We start from the raw sequence: 19,189 nt of genomic DNA, 5'->3' as shown, positions 1-19,189 counted from the left end.
GCCCGCCAGAAGACACCATCATGCCCGGATGCGGAACGATCCGGTCAAGGCGGCGGCCGCCTGAGTGAGGTGCCCGTGGACGATCTCCGTGCGGTAGACGAGCCGCGGGCTCGTGAGCGGCACGGCCACGATGCCGTCGCTCCCCGTGGAAGCGTGCTGTCCACCGAGTGCGGCCTGTTCTCCGGATGCCGGCTGCGGCGCGGCGGCCTGCTGCGCGGGGACGGCCTGCGCCCCGGAGGCGGGCCGCGCCGCCGACGCGGATTCCGGCGCGGGGGCCGCGGCCTGCCGCGCGGGGACGACCTGCGTCCCGGAGGCGACCTGCGCCCCGGAGGCGGGCCGCGCCTCGGGCGGGGGCGTGGCCTGCGGCGCGGCCCGCTTTGGCAAGATCGCAAGCCCATGATCGGCGGCGACGAGCGCGACCAGCGTCCGGACGTCGCAGCCCTCGTAGCGGACCGTGCCCCGGATGCCGTCGCTACCCACCGCCGCCCGCAGGTCGGCCAGCGGCGCGCCCACGTCAGGCGCGTCGATCCACCGCGCGTCGACGAGGTCGTCGAGCCGCAGGCCGGCCCGCCCCGCGAGCGGATGGCCGGCAGGCAGCAGCACCACGCATGGCTCCTCCGCGGCCGCCACCGTGGTCAGCCCGGCCAGGTCGCCCAGCCGCAGCGGATCGGTCGGCGCGGCCACCCCGTCGACGAAGCCCACGTCGAGGTCACCCGCCGCGACCCCCGCCACCACCGCGTCCCGCCCGGCCACGCACAGCACAAGGCCGAGACCGGGCCGCACCCGCCGCGCCTCCGCAAAGGCAACCCCGACATGGAACCCCGCGAGCGCGCAAGCCCCCACCCTCAGCACCCCGGCCGGCTCCATCGCGGAACGGCGCACGTCTGCCCGCGCCGCGTCCAGGTGCAGCAGGATCGGGATCGCGTGCTCCAGCAGCCGCGCCCCCGCCTCGGTCGGCGCGACAGGACGGCGATGCAGCAGCGTCACGCCGAGGTCGTCTTCCAGCGTGGCGATGTGCTGCGACACCGCCGACTGCGTGTAGCCGAGGTGCCGCGCCGCCGCCGAAAACGACGCCCGCTGCGCCACCGCCACGAACGTGCGTAGCAGATGCGGATCCACCCCATCAGTGTTGCTTATCGACCGGTCACGAATCATCGTTGGCGCTTAACGCGGTACCCGATGAAGGATGCTGGCATGACCACCCGCCTCGCGCTTGTCGGCGACCGCTCGCCGCACGTCCGCTCGCATGTCCGCATCCCCACGCTGCTCGCGGCGCTGCACGGCCGCGACCACCTCGACCTCGACGCGTATTGGCTTTCCACCGACGAGGTGGACGAGCCGACGATCGCAGGCTTCGACGGGGTGTGGCTGCTGCCCGGCAGCCCGTACCGCAGCGAGGACGGCGCGGTCACCGCCGTGCGCACCGCCCGCGAGCGGGACATCCCGTTTCTGGGCACCTGCGGCGGCTTCCAGCACGCGCTGCTGGAGTACGCACGCGACGTGTGCGGCATGGCCACCGCCCAGCACGGCGAAAACAACCCCGCGTCGGAGGACCTGTTGATCGTTCCACTGGCCTGCTCGCTGGCCGGCCACGACGCGGCGGTACGCGTGGAACCCGACTCACTGGCCGGCCGTGTGCTCGGCACGACGCGGACCGTGGAACGGTACTTCTGCGCTTACGGCCTCGACCCCGGCCGGCTGGACGCGCTGCGCGCCGGCGGGATGCGCTTCACCGGCTTCGACGAGGAGGGCGAGGTGCGGGTGGCCGAGCTGCCCGAGCACCCGTTCTTCCTGGCGACGCTGTTTCAACCCGAGCTGGCCGGCGACGGCACCCGCGCCCACCCGATCGTGCGCGCCTTCGCCGAGGCGGCGAGCTCACGGGTTCGGCAGTGAGGCTGTTTTCAGGTTTTCAGGGTGTCGGAAGTGACACCGCGACAAGCTCGACCGGGCTGTCCTCTCCTGCGTTAGCCAGCACCTCGGCGACGTCCACCCACTTGAGGCCGCCCAGCCCGGCCCCGATCCGCGGCACGCCAAGGCGCGGCAACCCGCGGCCGGCGGCGTCGGCGAGCGCCGCCCGGATGCTTGTGTCTATCGCTTCCAGGGTGGCCGAGGGCCGCGGGATCGGCTGCGTCGCCAGGTTGTAGACCACCACGTCGGGCGCCTCCCAGACGAAGATGTCGCCGAGCTGAAACTCACCCTTCTGGCACAGCTCGCGGTACTCCTCGTACATCTGCGGAAACCGCCGCCGAAACTCGACCGCGATGCCCGCCCCCATCGCACCGGTGCAGTTACACCCGTGCCCGAGCGCGGGCAGGCCGAGCTGGAAAAGGTCGCCCGTCACCATGGTGAACGTCATGCCGGAGAGTCTGCCCGGCCCCATCGATCTTCATGCGTCCTCCCCCAGGGTGACCCGGGCACGCGGGACCGGCGCGCCAGGAGCAAACTGTGCTCCGTGACGAACGCGTGCGACTGCCCAGTGTGCTCAGGCGAAGACGTCGACCTCTCGCAAATGCTCAGCGAAATGCTCGACGGCGTGGCCGCCATGACCGACACCGACGACGCGCTCGAGGCGGAACTGGCCGGCGCGACGGTGCTGACCGTGGTTTCCGAATCCGAGGATGACCTGGTGCCCTTGTTGGTCGACGAGCTCATCCCTCAGGTCGAGGCCAAGCCAGGCCCTGGCGCGCTCGCGCTGCTGCTCTCGGTCGGCGCGCTCGCATCCGGCACGCACGACCAGATCACCAAGGCCGCCGCGGCCGCGGCCGACCGGCTGGCGTCCACAGGCATCCCGAAACCGGCATGGGCCGCTAATCTGGCCGCGCCGCTTCAGCTCACCGACTGCACGCGGATGCGCGGCCACGCCAACACAATGTCGGTGCTAGTCGCCACGTTCCGCCGGGCCGACCAGGCGCACGCGTTCATCGTGATCGTCGACCACCTGGACTGCGGCATCGCCGCTGAGATTTTCTTCGTGGACGCCGACGACCTGCCCGAGGTGCTGGAGGAGCTGCGCGAGGACAGCCAGGTCGTCACGACCGAGGCACTCGACCCGGCCGAGTTCCGCTGGTACGTCGAAGACGCGCTGGCCGCACGGGCCGTACACGAACAGGAAGGTCCCGCCGACACCGCGCCGTTCGAGGACGAGGACGAGGAGGACGCGGCAGGGCCGCCGTTCCCGGTCTCCGCGACAGTGGTGCGGTCCAGGCTGGCCGTCCTGCCAATGCCCCGCAAGCCGGCCGACGCGCGTCCACACCACCAAGACGGCAGGCACGCCGGCCTGGTGGCCGACATGGCCTATCTAGCCGCCCAATCGGCAGGAGGACGGACGCCGACCAAACTGCCGGCCAAGCGCCAGACGTCGGACGGCACCGCACCGATCTACCAGATCAAGATCGGACTGCGCGACACCAAGCCGCCGATCTGGCGACGCCTCCTCGTGCCCGCCGACATCAGCCTGGCCAAACTTCACCGGACCATCCAGGTCGCATTCGGCTGGGACGACAGTCACCTACACGTATTCGAGACACCGTACGGCGACTTCGGCACCGCGGACCGCGAGCTAGGGCACAGGGCCGAAAAGCCCGTCACCCTGGAGCAGGTCGCCCCGCAAGCCAAAGACAAGCTCCGGTACACCTACGACTTCGGTGACAACTGGTCACACGAAATCCTGGTGGAAGAGGTGCTCGACCCCGACCCGACACAGACCTACCCCCGCTGCGTCGGCGGCCGCCGCGCCGCGCCACCCGACGACTGCGGCGGCGTCTGGGGATACGAACACCTAGTGGAAATCCTTACCAACCCAGCGCACCCCGACCACCAGGACCGGCTGGAGTGGATGGGCTGGGACGACGCCACCCACTTCGACCCGGCCGCCTTCGACCCCGACGAGGTAAACAAGGCGCTCGCCAAACTACGGTGACATTTTGCTCGACTTGGCCAGGCTCGACCTCGACCAGATCGCGGCAGCGCTGGCGCACCGGTGGCCGGTCAACGCGAAGACCGGCGAGATCGTGTACTGGACCTCCGACGCCGGCATCGATGGTCAACCCCGTCACGCGTCTGGTACACCGACATGGCCGACTTCGCCGACGGGATCAGCAACGAGCAGGCCCAGCGAAGGCTGGAGCGCGCCATCCGAGGACGTGGCGCGTTCCGGCGCTTCAGGGAGGAGCTGTACGAGGAGTACCCGGATCTGGTGGCGGTGTGGAACGCCTACCGGGAGAGCCGAGCCCAGCGCCGGGCCGTAGCGTGGCTGGTCGACAACGGCTCGTCGCCGAGGCGGACGGTGAGCGCTTCCTGGCCGAGCGCGCGGAGCCGCCGCTGCCCTAACCAACTCCAGTTATGGGAAGTCGTCTGGGTGTGCCCCCGGCAAGATTCGAACTTGCGACACACGGTTTAGGAAACCGTTGCTCTATCCCCTGAGCTACGAGGGCGCGGCTCCCTAGGCTACCTGCCAGCGGTTGCTGACGAGCGCCGGGGAGCGCCGACGGCCGCCGAGCGTCCCAACGTCGACCGGCGGAGCACGAACCGATCGCACAGCCCGGCATGATCTTGGTTCGTGCCGGACGTCGCTGATCGTCACCAACGGCCGCCGGCCGGCGCCGATCTCCATTGCTGCCACATCCGAGCACACATGGAAACCCGCTGCTCTTTCGACGGCGGATGGCTCTGGCATGAACCGCTGGGCAATGACGGCGGGCGGTTCCGATTCCAGCCGGGCCTCGCCGAAGCCACCGGTCGCCCGCCCATAACAGCCGTGTGTCCGACTCCCCGTCCCACCGAGCGGTGGACTATAAAGGCCGTGTGGGCGGCAGCGGGGATCTGGACGCGCAACTGCGCGCGGCGATGTTCGCCCATCTGAGCCGAGTCAGTGCCGCTCACCCGGACGGCGCTCCCTCCGAGGTGATCAACTCGTTTGTGTTCGCGGACGCCCCGATGCGGCTGATCGTCCAGCCCGGCATTCGCAAGCCGGCGCAGCTCGACGCGGCGTTGACCATCCGCACCACCTGGACCCCACCGGGAGCTGAGGCACCCTACGCCGACGAGGTCAGCCAGGACGGCAGCCTGCGCTACAAATGGCGCGGCACCGACCCGAACCACCCGGACAACCGAGCCTTGCGCGAGGCGATGCGACGCCAAGCCCCGCTGGCCTACTTCTATCCCGTCGCCCGCGGCGTCTACCAAGCCATCTACCCGGTGTACCTAGTGGACGAAGACCAGACGGCACACGAGTTCGGGGTGGGCCTCGGCCAGTACCCCGACGACGAGGATTCCGGTGCGGACACGCCGCTGGACCGCCGCTACACCCGCCGCCTGACCCTCCAGCGACTGCACCAGGTGCTGTTCCGTCCCAAAGTCCTACGCGCCTACGAATCCCGCTGCGCGCTGTGCCGGTTGCGGCACGCGCCCCTGCTGGACGCCGCGCACATACTGCCCGACCACCACCCGCACGGTGAGCCGGTCGTCCCCAACGGGTTGGCCATGTGCAAAATCCACCACGCTGCCTACGACGCCGACATCATCGGTATCCGACCCGACCGTGTCGTGGAGGTCCGCCAGGACATCCTTGCCGAGATCGATGGGCCGATGCTGCGCCACGGCCTGCAAGAAATGCACGGCGCCACAATGTTTCTACCCCGCTCCCGCCGCGACCACCCCGACCCCGAACGGCTGGAAGAACGCTACACACAGTTCCGCGCCGCCTGACCCACGACCTCGACGAGCCACCGTCGCGCGCCAGCGACGCGACGGCCGACATGGGGATCACCACCCGGCAGAGGAACGGCCTCATCCTCCGTGCCAGCCGAGTGGCGACCACCCATGGACGTCCGACTTTCCCGCAAGGTCAAGTCGTCGCCCGCTGGGGCATCGGCGCACGGTAACCGCCTACGGGTCCGCGACCAGACGCACTGGAGGTCCCGGCCGTTCGAGCCAACTCGGTCATGCGCTGTGTGGCCGTTTTTGTCTTTACCGCGAGGCGTTCCAGCAAGGCGAACACGACTTGCGCTGAGGCGCGGGCGGCGAATTGCCGGTAGCGGTCGTCTTTCCTGGTGTCTGCGTGGTCGATGACACCCTTGGCGACGAACCAGTCAAGTCCCCGATCATGGGCGATGGTCGCGATGGTAGCGGCCTCCATCTCGACGGCGGTGACGTTCCGCATGCCCATCGCCCTCAGCCGACCCCATACGTCGGGATCGGCGACGACCGCGTTGCCGCTGGCCATTGGCGCGGCGAGCACGCGAAACGGAAGCCGCTGCGGCCCGTCGACGTCGTCGTAGAGCCGTCGCTGTACGAGGCCGGACCCCTTGCCGGTCAGAGCCGCCTCGCCGGTCGGCTCGCGCCGGATCAGACCTTCTCCCTCCAGCCGTGCTAGGCGCCCCTGCCAGGTGCCGCTTGGGAAGTAGGCGTCGCGCGCGGGGTGGCTGCGTGGCTGCTGCCCGCGGTGTAACAGTTCGAGAAACCAGAGCAATGACTCGTCTTCGCTGGCGTCGCCGTAGCTGTCCAACCGGCTGGGGTCGAAGTCCTGCGCGGCACGCAGCCAGCGGGGCTCCAGCCGGAATTGCCGGTGATCGCCCTCGAACCCGGAGGCCAACACCCTGCCCTCGTCCCACTCATAGACGGGCTCGCCGACCACGACGTCACCCAGCGCCGTGTCTGCGGGGTTGCCGGCGCAGACGCCACACATGGCCAGCAACGACGGGCACAACCGATCGACCAATGACGCAGCGAATGGTCCTGTAGCGCGACCGCCCATCTGCGTCGGTCGGGCCAACGCCACCGTGAATCGAGCCCTCCCATCGACACGGTACTCGCCCCGAAGGAACGGTGGGACACCGTCCAGGTCGCGCTCCTCCCACCGAAGCACTCCCGGACCCGCCGGAGCGCTCGCCAGGCCAGCGGCCTTGGCCGCGTCGAACTCCTCCGGCAATGCCGCAACCACCAGCACATCGACGCGGTCAGTGCTTCCCCCGTAGTGATTCACTGCACTGTCGCGAGCGGCGTGTAGAGCCACGGCTCGCTGCTCGTCCAGCACCCAATCCTTGGGGCGAAGTTGCCAGTACTCGACTGTGCGCATGAATGTGAGCCAGTTGTCCATTGGACCCCCTGATGTTTCGTGGACCGTTCGCGGATGGAGCCCATGTGAGCAGCGCAAACGTGAGTCGGTCGAGGGTTTGGAACGATCCCGCACGATCTCGAAGGGGTCCGTTCGGATGATCCTGGCGCTCAACTCTGACGATGGCTTTCCGGAGAGGCGGTTCGTAGGCTGTTCGCGAACGTTCGACGCCCTCCGTCGAACAGCGTCAAGGCGTGCGCAAGGGGGTTGAGCTACCTGGCAATCGTCAGTGCTGCCGATCTTGCGGACGTCCAGGACTGGGTGGCGTTCGGGAAGCTCCTCAATCGGCTGAAAGCTGATCGAGATATGTCGTTCGCCGCCATTCAGTTGCGGGCCAAGCGCCTCAAACTTCCGCGTGACCTGCCGCCGGCGACGTTGAGCCCGGTGATGAAAGGCAAGCGCCCGGCGAAGGAGGTGCTGTCGTGCCTGCTCAAGGTCTTTGACGTGGCTCAGGCCGATCAGGCGACTTGGCAGGAGGCCTGGAATCGGCTCGCCGAGACGCAGCCGGCCAGCCCGATACCGCGCTTCGACGAGGTATCACCCCGTCAGCTGGGGATCCACGCGGCGATCTCCGCCGAGGAAAGCATTGGAGACTTGCCCGAGTACGTTAGCCGTGACTTCGACGATGACTTGCGGAAGCTCATTTCCGCGGGGATCGAGCGGGGTTGCTTCGTCGTGCTGGTCGGCCGATCATCCTCGGGCAAGACAAGATCGCTGTACGAGGCTGTCCATGTAGTCGCTCCGAACTGGCCAATTGTTCAGCCGGCCGGCACCGGCGAGATCGTCGAACTGCTGGATGGTCCACGGCAAAGGATCATTATCTGGCTCGATGAAATGCACCGCTTCTTCGGTGCCGACCTTCGGCTGACCAAAGAACACGTCATTCGGCTGCTCCAGTTTCCCGCGATCGTGGTCGCGACCCTGTGGCCCGACGACTACCTGAAGAGGAAGACGCCACGCGGCCTCGGCGCTCCCGCGGAACACGAGAACGATCGCCGCCTCCTCGAACTCGCCGAGGTCGTGAGCGTGCCGGACGTACTGTCGGGGCCGGAGCAGGCGGAGGCCGAGCGCATCGCGGAGACCGACACTCGAATCCGGCTCGCGCTCGATGTCAAGGACGCCGGGCTCACTCAGGTGCTCGCTGCCGGACCCGACCTGCTGCACCGGTGGGAACAGGCGCCGGATCCCTACGCCAAAGCCGTCATCAGTTTCGCCGCCGACGCGCGGCGGCTCGGAGTCCTGTCACCGGTCGCCGAGAACGCCTTCGAGTCGGCGATCAGCGGGTATCTGACCTCGTCGCAGCGCGTCAACCGGCCGCGGCGATGGCTGGCGGATGCCCTGGCTTTCGGCGGGCAGGAGCTCCACGGTGCGGTGTCCGCCCTGACACCGGTCGACGACGGCCAGGCCGGGTTGCTGGCCGGCTACGTCGTTGCCGACTACGTGGCCCAGCACATCCGGCGTACCGAGTGCCCTCCGCGCAGTGCGTGGGAGACACTGATCTCCGCCGCCGAGGATGCGGAGGACCTCCGTCGCCTCGCCGCCGCGGCGAACGCGCGGATGCGCTATTGCCACGAGGAAGAGGCGTTGCGCCGGCTTTTCGACCGGCATGGCACGGGAGCTGCCGAACTCGCGGGTGTGCTTTTCCGGAGTGGCCGCGAGCGGGAGGCAGTCGACCTGCTGCAACGACACTTGCGGGACGCCCCGGACGATCGACCAGCCGCCGACCGGCTTGAACAGATCCTCACGCTTGCCCCGCGTATCGACGAAATGCGGGCGGCCTCGGCGGATGGCGATTTCGAGGCTGGCCGGCGCCTGGCCGAGGTGTTTGTCGACGCCGGCGAAGCCGACGCGTTGCGGGCGCGAGCCGACGCCGGCAGCCTCCTCGCCGCGGAGGACCTCGCCGCCCTGCTAGCAGACCGTGGAGCGGTCGATGAACTGCGTGAGCGCGCGGATGGGGGCAACCAACCGGCCGCCAATTCTTTGGCCGAGCTGCTGGCGACGCACGGCCGGGTAGACGACCTTCAGCAGCGAGCGGATGCCGGTGACGAGGCCGCCTCTCGTCAGCTGGCCAAGCTCCTCGCCTCCGGCACGACCATCGACGGAGCCGCGATCCAGGCGCAGCTCGCCTATCTGCGGCGCCGGATCGGCAGCGGAGACGAGGCGGCGGCCCGGCAGCTCACCGCACTGTTGTTCGAGCTGCGAAACGAGGCCGAACTCAGACGCGAAGTCGATGCGGGCACGTTCCAGGCCGCCGATCGGCTCGTGGCGTTGCTCAACGCCACGGAGACCGTCGATCGCCCGCTCGTCGACCGTCTCCGTGCGTACGGTCTCGACGCGGACGGCGTTCCATATAGGCCGCGTGAGGCGTGATGGGAGACGCGATCACGATGCTGCGCGATGGCGAGGCCGCCTGGCACCGCCAACTGGCCAGGGTTCCCTTCGATCGAGTGGTGCACATCTCGGGTGCCTCGGCTGGAGACGTCGCCGCGGCTGTCGCTCGATTCGGCGATCTCCCGGCGACCGTCGTGATGGCGCCGTCGGCGACCGGCTCGGTGGCTGCCTTTGTGGCCGAGGTGCTTGATGCCCTTGACGCGGTCGCCCGACAGCTCCTCCCCGGATGGCTTCCTGAGGTGGATGAGCTCGACGGTCCGCAGGGCGCCGCGCTGACCGCGATCCGGGCCGTGGCGACCGAGCGGGCGCGCGTCGCGGGCTATTCCAGTGCTTTCCTGGCCGATCTGGCGGAACGCGCGCTGACCGGCCGACCCTCGCGCGCGCGACTGCGGCCCGAGGTGCGGGTCGCCGGCCTTGCCCGCATCGTCGCGAGGGGGTACGAGCGCGACCGGCTGGTGCTGGCCATACCTACCGAGACGAAGCCCGGACCGACGTCCGCCAACAACGTCGTGGTAGCGGCTGTGGAGTGGCTCGCCGGTCGCGGCCGCCTAGGCGTATGGCTCACCGGCACCGAATCACCCAACCCTGAGCGCGTCGGCAGCGTCCACCTGCTGCCGGTGCCGCATAAAACCGACGTGGCGTCGACGCGGGCACCACTGGCCGTCCTTGGGCGACCGCATCCACGCAGCAGCGTCGAGGCCGCGCTTGAGGCGGTACTGGCGCGCCAGGAGTGGGCATACGGTCGGATCTGGAACGCCGCGTATCAGCCGACGTTGGTACGGAGCCCGATTCGGCCCGACCTACTGTGGCCCACCGAGCGTGTGGTGGTGGAGTTGGACGGGGTCGAGCATTGCCGGCCCGAGCAGTACGACGCCGATCGGGTCCGCGACGTGCAGTTGCAGCTGGACGGCTACGCCGTTCTCCGGTTCACCAACGCGCGAGTGATGCACGATGTTCAGGCGGTAGCGGCGCAAATCGAACATCTCATTCGGGCACGAAGGCATGACATGGCGAAAGGACCGCATAGTGGCTGACAATCTCACTCCGTCCGAGAGTGCGCTGCTCATCGTGTTGATGGCGGAGGCACGAGAAGTTTCCAACCCTGATCTGGAAAAGCTCTACCAGATAACCTTGACTGGCGAAAGCCGCAGAAAGCTCAACGACGCAGGCTACGTCAGGAGCGAGAAGAAGGGCCGATCCTTCGTCCACGTGCTGGACGACAAGGGCTGGGACCGCGTGCACCAAGAGCTCAACTTCGACAGTCCACGGGCCAGGACGCTGGGAGCGGCGCTGAGCGCGCTGCACGACAACCTCCGGGAACGGGTGCTGAAGGGTGGCGCGTATCGCAGATTCGGAGAGATGTTCTCCCGCACCGCCCCGGTAACCGATGACGATGTCGCGGTGCCCGATGATGACGACCTCGACGTGCGGATTCGCAAGGTCTACGGCTCGCTAGTCCCACATCCCGGTGCCTGGCTTAAGCACACATACCTTCGCCAGAAACTCGCTGACGTGCCCGGTGAGGTGCTCGACGAGGCTTTCCGGCTGCTCAGCCGGGCGGAGGACGTGGAAATGATGCCTGAATCCAACCAGAAGACGCTCACCGCCGAGGATCGCCGCAACGCGGTTCGGGTTGGCGGGCAGGACACCCACCTGATTGCCATCGGAACGCGATGAACGAAGACGAACGCAAAGCACTGGCAGCGCTCAGGTTCGACTGGGCGCCGGTACCCGACGACGTCTGGCGCCCGTCGCCGTTCCATGTCGAAGGGCTGCACCAAGGCGTGGTCAACGACGTCCTCGCGGGCATGGCCGACGCGAAAGCGAGTAAGGACGCCAGCCCGCTCGGCCTGATATTGAAGGGCCGACGTGGCTCGGGAAAGACCCACCTGCTCGGATGGGTTCGCCAACAGATCCAGGACCAGGGTGGCTACTTCTTCCTGGTTAGCCTGCTCGATGCCAAGGGATTCTGGGACAGCGTCCTGGCCTCGATGCTGGAAGGCCTCTTTCGAGGCGTTCCGGGTAGTGATACCCAGCTGCGACTGTTCCTACGGCGGCTTTCGTCGGTGGTTGGCGCGCCCCGGTCGGCACGGCGTGCCGTCATGGGGGAAACCGAACTGACTCCGGCGGCGCTGGACGCCTTCGTCCTCGGCTTGGGCGACTACGACCGGCTGGTCGCACGCGAGTGTGACGACACCGCCCGCGCGCTCGCACTGTCGGCCTCGGATAACGTCGCGCATCGCGACCTCGCGGAAAACTACTTCAGCTCGGAGCCGGAGGCCGAACCCGGGGAGCGCGCACCGTGGCGCATGAAACGGAAGCCGCGCACCGCGCAGGAGATCGTCCGCGAGCTGTCCAAGCTCCTCGCACTGACTGGCCCCACCGTTATGGCCGTCGACCAGATCGACACGTTGATCTCACAGTCGTCGGTGGCATCACACGAGGGGCACCAGCCCGAACCGGCAAACGCCGACGACTGGGCACAGCTGCTCGTCATCGAACAGATCGCGCACGGGCTCATGGCGTTGCGCCAGGACACCCGCCGGACGCTGACCCTTGTGGCTTGCATCCCACCATCGTGGATGCTCATCAAGAGCAAAGCCACCGACACCGTGCGGGACCGCTTCCGCGAACCCGAGGAGATGTTGACGATCCGGGACGCCGCCATCGCCCGGAGCCTCATCGAGAAGCGGTTTGCCCACAGCTTCCGGCAGGTCCGGTTCACACCGCCCTACCCATCGTGGCCGATCCGTCCCGAGGCGTTCGACACCGCCGCCAAGTTCACTCCGCGGCAGTTGCTTATCGAGATCGACGCCCACGTCCGCGACTGTGTGCTGAACGACCAGGTCCGAGAGCTCAAGCGCCTAGGCGAACCACCAAGCAGCGAGCCGAGTGCGGCGGCGCTCGTCCCTACAAGCATCACCGACGACGTAGCCAAGCAATTTGACGCGCGCTTCAGCGAACTGAAGGACGAAGCCGACGTCGTGACACCGCTCGACCCCGATCGTGAAGACACCGTCGTGCCGGGCCTGCTTTCGGCTGGGCTGACGGCATGGATCATCGAACAAGGGGGGACCGACGAGACTTTTCACCAGGACGGTCCGCCGAGCGCCAAACCCGCACTCCACGCAAGGCTTCGCCGCACTCTGAACGAACGCACCGAGGACCAGGCGCACTGGTCCTTCCGGGCGATCAGCGCCAAGCATCACGGCGTGGCGGCGCTGCATCGCATCAAGCGAGCGGTCACGGCGGCGGGTGTCGAATACCAGGTGCCGAAGCGCCGACTCTACTTCCTGCGCAAAGGCGCGTGGACCGGTCCGAAGACGCTGAACATCATCGAGGGACTCAAGTCCAAGAACACGATGACGCTGGCCTTCGAAGAGTCTGACCTCCGTGCCCTGGCCGCGCTCAAGGTCATGCTCGACGAAGCAGCCGTCGACCTGCCCGCATGGCTGATACAACGACGACCAGCCAGCGAAATCCAGATCTTCCGTCAGGCCATGGCGGCTGTGTCGGAGTCGCCGACGCCGTCGAAAGAACCGGCAGCCGCCACCGCTGAGCCGACTCCGTTGACGCAGATGTCCGGCGAGTCACAGCAAGCGGCGCCGACGCTGACGGTGGGCCACGACCACACCACCGGTGAACCCGTCAACCTGGCCCTCGAGTCGTTGCGCAAGCACGTCGCGATCTTCGCCGGCTCGGGATCGGGCAAGACGGTGCTGATCCGGCGCCTGGTCGAGGAATGCGCCCTCCAAGGCGTGTCCGCCATCGTGCTTGATCCAAACAACGACCTTGCCCGGCTCGGCGATCCGTGGCCCTCGGCGCCGAAAGCATGGGGCGGCGGCGACGCGGAGAAGGCCGCCAACTACATCGCCGGCACCGAGGTCGTCGTGTGGACGCCAAGGCGGGAAACCGGACGACCGCTGAGCTTCCAACCATTGCCAGACTTCACGAGCGTGCTCGATGACCCAGACGAGTTCAACGAGGCTGTCGACTCGGCGGTGGCCGCGCTGACCCCGCGGGCGCGGCTGGACAGTCGGGCCGCAAAGGCGCACCTCGGCCTTGCTGTCCTGCGACGCGCGGTGGATCACTACGGCCGGCGCGGCGGCAGCACCTTGCGCGGCCTGATCGAGACGCTTGCCGACCTGCCGGACGGGGTCAGCGGGCTCGAAGAAGCCGACAAGATAGCCAGCGGCCTGGCTCAGACACTCACTGCGTCGATAGACAACGACCCGATGTTCGGCGGCGACGGTACACCGTTGGACCCGGCCATCCTGCTGACACCGTCTGCTGGAAAGCGTGCGCGTATCTCGGTGATCAGCCTGGTCGGCCTCCCCTCCGACGACATGCGCCAGAGCTTCGTCAACCAACTGGAGATGGCTCTCTTCGCACACATCAAGAAGCACCCGGCCGGAGATCGGCCATTGCTCGGCCTGTTCGTGATGGACGAGGCCCAGACCCTCGCACCATCGGGGACCATGACGGCGTGCACACAGAGCACCCTTGCCCTGGCCTCACAGGCGCGCAAGTACGGTCTCGGGCTGGTATTCGCCACCCAGGCGCCGAAGGGACTGCACAACCGCATTCCGGGCAACGCGGCCACCCAGTTCTACGGCCTACTGAACAGCCCGATCCAGATCGAAGCCGCACGTGAGATGGCGAAGGCGAAGGGCGGAGACGTCCCAGACGTCTCACGGCTGAGCACCGGCGAGTTCTACGTCGCGGCCGAGGGCGAGGCCCCGCAAAAGGTGCGAACGCCGCTGTGCCTCAGCCACCACCCGAAGAGCCCGCTGACGACCGAGGAGGTCCTCGACCGCGCCCGTGCGCGCTAGTCATCCGAAACCTGCGCGCGGGGTTGATCCGCTACGCCGATGTGACGCCGTGGCTCGATCCCACTCCGTCAGCTCATTGTGTACTTCTCCCAGGTGTTGATGGCGGGTCGGCTGGCGATCAGTGGCTGGGCGCCGGCCTGCTCGGCCGACACATAGAGGTTGTTGGCGGCGGCCTTGAAACTCACCGTGCCGTCACTGTTGCGGATGAGGGTGAACGTTTCCCAGGAGCTGACCGCGACCCGGCCCGCGAGCAGGGGCTTCGTCCCACCGGACTCGGCGGCGACGAACTTGTTGTTGACCCGGGCGAACAGCGCGACCTTCCCGCTGCCCAGGTCGACGATGTCGAACTTTTCCCAGAGGTTGGCCGCGGGTCGGCTGGCGATCAGGGGCTTGGTGCCGGCCTGTTCGGCGGAGACGAACTTGCCGTTGGCGCTGGCCTTGAAAGAGCGCGCCGCGTCGACGATCTTAACTTGGTAGAACTTCTCCCACGCGCCGATGGCGGTGCGGCTGGCGATCAAGAACGGGTTGTCGAGCGCCACGATGCTGAGGTAGCGGCCGCTGGCCACTGATTTGAGGCTGATGCTGCCGTCGGCGTTGCGGATGAGCGTGAACTTTTCGGTGTTGCCGACCGCGACGCGTCCGAGTCGGAGTGTCTGGGTGCCGGCGGTGTCGGCGGAGGCGTATTTTCCGGTCGCTCGGTGCAGGATCGCGACGTGTCCGGAGCCGGCGTCGGCGAGATCGAGCTGCGCGTCGGTGGTCAGGGAGTCCCGGTTGACGTCGAGCGATGTGCCCGACTGGCTGCCGCCGACGTACCGCAGCAGGGGCAGGGAGATCAGCCCGGCGGTGGCGGTGGCCCGCAGTACGGAGATCTGGTCCGTGCGGGACGCTGACAGGCCGTCGGTCCCGATGGCTGTGGTCTTGACGTTGAACGTGCCCGGGTTGGCGTAGCGGTGGCTGACGACCGGCGATGTCTGCTTGACGATGGTGCCGTCGCCGAAGTCGACCTCGTAGGAGGCGATCGGGACAGTGCCGGGCAGCGAGGTGGAGGCGTCCACTTTCACCGTGGCGGCGGCGAGGTCCAGGGCGAAGGTGGCGCGAGGCTCTGGGAGGTGGCTCGCCTCGACGGCGCCGCGGTCGGCGTAGCCGCCGTCCACGCCGACGCCGGTGTTCGGCACGTCCGGGTCGTCGATGCGGGCCCTGCCGAGCCGGTCGGTTTGGGGGTATCCGAACGCGGCTTCGTAGGCCGAGTCGATGTCCTCGGTGGCGTCCAGCGTTTCCCTGTCGCCGGCTCCCTCGCCCGACGTCAGGAAGAACGTGTGCGCGTTCATCCGGGTGCCGTCCCACGCGTAGTTCAGCTTTCCGTCCCGCTTACGCGTGTTGTTCCAGCCCACGCGGGTATGCCCGACCGCGTCCTCGTAGATCCCGATGTCGACGCCGTCAGCTGGCGCCTCGCCGCAGAGATTGGCGTCGAAGGTGCCGTTGTCGATCAGGACGTTGTTTTCGATGGACGTGCTGCTCGTGAAAGCGTCTGCGCGGATGCCGTCGGCGCAGCGGTTCTTCACCGTGTTGTTGACGATGTACGTGCGGAGAGGGCCGCGGCTGTGGATGCCGTGGCCGGGTCCGCCGTTGACTTGGTTGTTGACCACGAGGGTGTCGGCGGCGGTGTGCCAGACCAGGATGGCGGCGCCGGTCCAGCCGTCGACGGTGCTGTTGATGACCTGATTGTCACGCCCACCGACCTCGATGCCGTCGGCGAGCCTGCCGTCGTCACTGACCGGGCCACTCACCGAGACGGTGTCGACGACGACACCTGAGCTGTAGGTGTCGATGTGGATGCCGTCTGGCACCCGGCCGGCGACGCTGATGTTCTTCAAGGTCGACGCGTGAACCTCGGCCAGCCGGATCGCGGGCACGGTCGCTGGGGTCCCGGACATCGTGTAGCTGCCGCCGTCGACGGCGATGGCCGACGAGCGGCTGACGTCGAGGGCGGGCGCGTCCGTGCCTCCGTTGACGCGGATTCCCCGCAGCACGATGTCGTGCTGGCCGTCGATGACGATGCCGGCGGTGGGCCCGGACAGCTGCACCACCGCGTCCGTCGCGGCCCGGAACACGATCGGCCGCTCCGGGGTTCCGGATCGGGCGATGGTGACGCGCTCGCCGTACTGCCCGTTGGCGATTTCCACGCTCTGCCCCGCGCCGGCGACCGCTGCCGCGGCCCCGATGGTGCAGAAGGGCTGCTGCTGCGTGCCGGCACCGGTGTCCGCGCAGACGGCGGCGTCCTGCTTGACGTAGAGGACCGGGGCGGCGGCGTGAGCCGGGGTGACGACACCCACCACGGTGCCGCCGGTCAACGCGATCGCGGTGATGCCGGCGCGGAACGTCCTGCGCACGCTTGGCCCCCATGTGTGCGGAGAGAGAAAGTCACCGCGATGAGATCATGAGCGACCGGTAGCGGCTATCGGCTAACCAGTCCAGCGGTATCGACGTTCGGGGCGTCCCGGTACGGCGTATCGCAGTGTGACTGTTGCTTTGGCGGTGTCGTGGAGGTGTTCGAGGTAGCGGCGGGCGCTGACGCGGGAGATGCCGATCTGGTCGGCGCATTCGGCCGCGGAAAGGGTTTCGGTGGCGGCGCGGAGCGCGTTTTCGACGAGTTGGGCGGTTTCGGCGCTGAGTCCTTTGGGGAGTGCGGTCGAGGTGCGTCCGGAGGCGCGGGCGAGGACCCGGTCGACATCGGCTTGGTTGTGTACCTCCGCGATGTACATGCCGCTGCGTTGGGCGGCGTACTGCTCCAGGCGTTGGCGTAGGTCGTCGAAGCCGAAGGGTTTGAGCAGGTAGTTGATGACACCGTGACGGACGGCGCCGCGGACCGCTTCGGCTTCTTTGGCGGCGGAAATCACCAGGACGTCGCATTCGTGGCCGGCGGTGCGTAGCTTGGCCACGACGTCGAGGCCGAACATGTCGGGCAGGTAGAGGTCGAGCAGCAGCAGGTCGGGGCGCAGGTCGCGGGTGGCGTCGAGGGCCTGCTGGCCGGTGTGTGCGGTGCCGACGACGTGAAAGCCGGGGATGCGGTCGACGAATCCACAGTGGATCCGGGAGACCATGAAGTCGTCGTCGACCACGAGCACGCCGATCATCAGGCACCCTTCGAAGAACTCATCGCCGGCTCTCCGACGGTCAGCCGCGCGGTGAACACCGCACCAGGCGACGTGTTCGACACCGCGACCTCACCGCCGTGGCGTTTGCAGACGAGCCGGGTCAGCGCAAGACCGATCCCCCGCTCCCCGCCCTTGGCCGCCTTGGTCGTGAAGCCGTGCGAAAAAACCTCCTGAGCCAGCTCCGCCGCCACCCCAGGACCAGAGTCACGGACCACGATCTCCACTGTGGACGCGTCCTGGCGCAGCTCGACCTCGACCCACCCAGGGTCGCCCGCCGTGGCGGCGTCTATCGCGTTGTCCACGAGGTTTCCGACGACGGTGGCCACGTCGGCGGAGTCGGCGGGATCGAGCCGGTCCAGTGACGTGCGTTCGGAGATGCGCAGCTGCACGCGGCTTTCGGCGGCCTGGGCGGACTTGGCCATCAGCAGCGCGGCGACGGCGGTGTCGTGGATCCGGCTGGTCAGCGCCAGGTCGAGCGATTCGCGGTGCCGTGCGAGCGCGTCGACGTATCGCACGACCTCGTCGTGTTCGCCGATCTGGATCAGGCCGGAGATGGTGTGCAGCTGGTTGGCGAACTCGTGTGCCTGCGCCCGCAACAGCTCGGTGCTGCTGCGGAACGACCCGAGCTCGCGTTCGAGCTGGGCCAGCTCGGTGCGGTCGCGCAGGGTGGTGACCGAGCCGAGCCGGTGGCCGTCCTTGGTGACGTCCATCTGGTTCATCACCAGGACCCGCCCGCGGCGCAGCACGACCTCGTCGCGGGCCTGGCCGTCGCGGTCCGAGCCGGTCAGCACGTCGCGCAGCCGGCCCTCGATCCGCAGCTCGGTCAGGCTTTTGCCGACGCAGTCTTCGGGCAGGTCCAGCAGCGTGCGGCCGACCGCGTTGACGAGCGTGACGCGGTGGTGCGGGTCGAGCGCGATGACGCCTTCGGCGATGCCGTACAGCATCGCCTCCCGGTGCTCGGCGAGGCCGGCGATCTCACGCGGCTCGAGCCCGAGCGTCTGGCGCTTGATCCGCCGGGCCAGCAGCCACGAGCCGATCAGCCCGACGAGGCTGGCCAGGCCGAGGTAGATGACCAGATTGGAGGTGGCGTTGCGGGCCCGCTGCCAGATCGTCGGTGACGCCTCGCCGATCATCACGAAGCCGAGCTGCTGGCCGAGGTTGTGCCGTTCCGCGCCGAGGACCGGCACCTGGGCGACCAGCTCCCGGGAGCCGTCCACGCGTAGCTCGCCGGACCAGCCACGGCCCTCGGCCACGCGCGGATCGCCGAACGGCAGCTGGCCGCGGATCAGGATGGGGTTGGTCGAGCTGACCACGATCCCGCGGGCGTTGGCGATGGTCACCGACGTGACGCCGGACTGGGTCTGGCTGGTCTGCACCAGCGGGGCCAGCGCTTCGCGCGGGGCCGGCTCGTCGAGCTGGGCGCGCACCAGCGGGTTGTCGGCCAGCTGCTCGGCCAGGGCGGCCACCCGGCGGCCCTCGACCCGGTCGAACGTGGCGGTCGACTGGGCCAGCGACAGCGCGGCGACCGCGACCAGCACGATCACGATGATCGCGAGCTGGAGCGCGAAAAGCTGACCGGCCAGCGTCGGTCGCCGGGAGATCACGACCACAATGTTCTTAACCTTCGCTGTTAACGCAAGGCAGACGTACCGCCTGCCGCGGGGCCACCATCATCGCGCCAGCCTCTCTCGAAACGA

Annotated in this window: 14 protein-coding genes and 1 tRNA gene; 8 read left to right on the top strand and 7 right to left on the bottom strand. The window is 68.2% G+C overall.

What is annotated here, in order from left to right; translation table 11 throughout:
• Nucleotides 1-18: 18 nt before the first annotated feature.
• Complete coding sequence (locus ACTMTJ_RS00680; RefSeq protein WP_441214018.1) at nt 19-1,119, bottom strand: LysR family transcriptional regulator; 1,101 nt, start codon at nt 1,117-1,119, stop codon at nt 19-21.
• A 75-nt stretch (nt 1,120-1,194) separates the two neighbouring features.
• Between ACTMTJ_RS00680 and ACTMTJ_RS00675 the strand changes: the two genes are divergently transcribed.
• On the top strand, nt 1,195-1,893 hold the full coding sequence (locus tag ACTMTJ_RS00675) for a CTP synthase C-terminal region-related (seleno)protein (protein ID WP_441214017.1): 699 nt from the start codon (nt 1,195-1,197) through the stop codon (nt 1,891-1,893).
• Nucleotides 1,894-1,909: 16 nt separating this feature from the next.
• Here the strand turns inward: ACTMTJ_RS00675 and ACTMTJ_RS00670 are convergent, their stop codons facing one another.
• Nucleotides 1,910-2,356, bottom strand: coding sequence for a macro domain-containing protein (locus ACTMTJ_RS00670; RefSeq protein WP_441214016.1), 447 nt, complete (start codon nt 2,354-2,356; stop codon nt 1,910-1,912).
• Between the two features lie 153 nt (nt 2,357-2,509).
• Here ACTMTJ_RS00670 and ACTMTJ_RS00665 point away from each other — a divergent pair, with 153 nt between their 5' ends.
• Nucleotides 2,510-3,919 carry a plasmid pRiA4b ORF-3 family protein gene (locus ACTMTJ_RS00665; protein WP_441214015.1) on the top strand — a complete coding sequence of 470 codons (1,410 nt, stop codon included), beginning with the start codon at nt 2,510-2,512 and terminating at the stop codon, nt 3,917-3,919.
• 153 nt (nt 3,920-4,072) lie between these two features.
• Nucleotides 4,073-4,399 carry a UPF0158 family protein gene (locus ACTMTJ_RS00660; protein WP_441214475.1) on the top strand — a complete coding sequence of 109 codons (327 nt, stop codon included), beginning with the start codon at nt 4,073-4,075 and terminating at the stop codon, nt 4,397-4,399.
• On the opposite strand, the gene ACTMTJ_RS00655 is transcribed toward ACTMTJ_RS00660, so the two are convergent.
• A tRNA-Arg gene (locus tag ACTMTJ_RS00655) sits at nt 4,361-4,433 on the bottom strand. The genes ACTMTJ_RS00660 and ACTMTJ_RS00655 overlap by 39 nt on opposite strands.
• Nucleotides 4,434-4,758: 325 nt before the next feature.
• Between ACTMTJ_RS00655 and ACTMTJ_RS00650 the strand changes: the two genes are divergently transcribed.
• Nucleotides 4,759-5,706: an HNH endonuclease gene (locus ACTMTJ_RS00650; protein ID WP_441214014.1), complete on the top strand. Its 948-nt coding sequence runs from the start codon at nt 4,759-4,761 to the stop codon at nt 5,704-5,706.
• Between the two features lie 139 nt (nt 5,707-5,845).
• On the opposite strand, the gene ACTMTJ_RS00645 is transcribed toward ACTMTJ_RS00650, so the two are convergent.
• Entirely contained in the window at nt 5,846-7,096 is a 1,251-nt protein-coding gene (locus ACTMTJ_RS00645) for a 5'-methylthioadenosine/S-adenosylhomocysteine nucleosidase family protein (RefSeq protein WP_441214013.1), read from the bottom strand.
• A gap of 225 nt (nt 7,097-7,321) precedes the next feature.
• On the opposite strand from ACTMTJ_RS00645, the gene ACTMTJ_RS00640 reads away from it, so the two are divergent.
• The 4 genes from ACTMTJ_RS00640 to ACTMTJ_RS00625 are packed head-to-tail and all read left to right on the top strand — an operon-like array spanning nt 7,322 to nt 14,337.
• Entirely contained in the window at nt 7,322-9,484 is a 2,163-nt protein-coding gene (locus ACTMTJ_RS00640; RefSeq protein ID WP_441214012.1) for a hypothetical protein, read from the top strand.
• Nucleotides 9,484-10,539: a DUF559 domain-containing protein gene (locus tag ACTMTJ_RS00635; RefSeq protein WP_441214011.1), complete on the top strand. Its 1,056-nt coding sequence runs from the start codon at nt 9,484-9,486 to the stop codon at nt 10,537-10,539. The genes ACTMTJ_RS00640 and ACTMTJ_RS00635 overlap by 1 nt, the downstream gene beginning before the upstream one ends.
• The gene (locus ACTMTJ_RS00630; RefSeq protein WP_441214010.1) at nt 10,532-11,182 is read left to right on the top strand and encodes a hypothetical protein; all 651 of its coding nucleotides are present in this window, start codon (nt 10,532-10,534) and stop codon (nt 11,180-11,182) included. The genes ACTMTJ_RS00635 and ACTMTJ_RS00630 overlap by 8 nt, the downstream gene beginning before the upstream one ends.
• Nucleotides 11,179-14,337, top strand: coding sequence for a helicase HerA domain-containing protein (locus tag ACTMTJ_RS00625; RefSeq protein ID WP_441214009.1), 3,159 nt, complete (start codon nt 11,179-11,181; stop codon nt 14,335-14,337). Before ACTMTJ_RS00630 ends, ACTMTJ_RS00625 begins: the two co-directional genes overlap by 4 nt.
• Nucleotides 14,338-14,405: 68 nt before the next feature.
• Here ACTMTJ_RS00625 and ACTMTJ_RS00620 read toward each other — a convergent pair whose 3' ends face one another.
• From ACTMTJ_RS00620 to ACTMTJ_RS00610, 3 genes are all read right to left on the bottom strand, one after another.
• Nucleotides 14,406-16,727 carry a PKD domain-containing protein gene (locus tag ACTMTJ_RS00620; protein WP_441214007.1) on the bottom strand — a complete coding sequence of 774 codons (2,322 nt, stop codon included), beginning with the start codon at nt 16,725-16,727 and terminating at the stop codon, nt 14,406-14,408.
• A gap of 72 nt (nt 16,728-16,799) precedes the next feature.
• Nucleotides 16,800-17,471: a response regulator gene (locus tag ACTMTJ_RS00615; RefSeq protein ID WP_441214005.1), complete on the bottom strand. Its 672-nt coding sequence runs from the start codon at nt 17,469-17,471 to the stop codon at nt 16,800-16,802.
• Nucleotides 17,471-19,096: an ATP-binding protein gene (locus ACTMTJ_RS00610; RefSeq protein ID WP_441214003.1), complete on the bottom strand. Its 1,626-nt coding sequence runs from the start codon at nt 19,094-19,096 to the stop codon at nt 17,471-17,473. The genes ACTMTJ_RS00615 and ACTMTJ_RS00610 overlap by 1 nt, the downstream gene beginning before the upstream one ends.
• Nucleotides 19,097-19,189: the final 93 nt, after the last annotated feature.

Origin of the sequence: Phytohabitans sp. LJ34, from assembly GCF_052068095.1 — a bacterium.
GTDB lineage: Bacteria > Actinomycetota > Actinomycetes > Mycobacteriales > Micromonosporaceae > Phytohabitans.
This window is presented reverse-complemented; position numbering and strand designations above follow the sequence as displayed.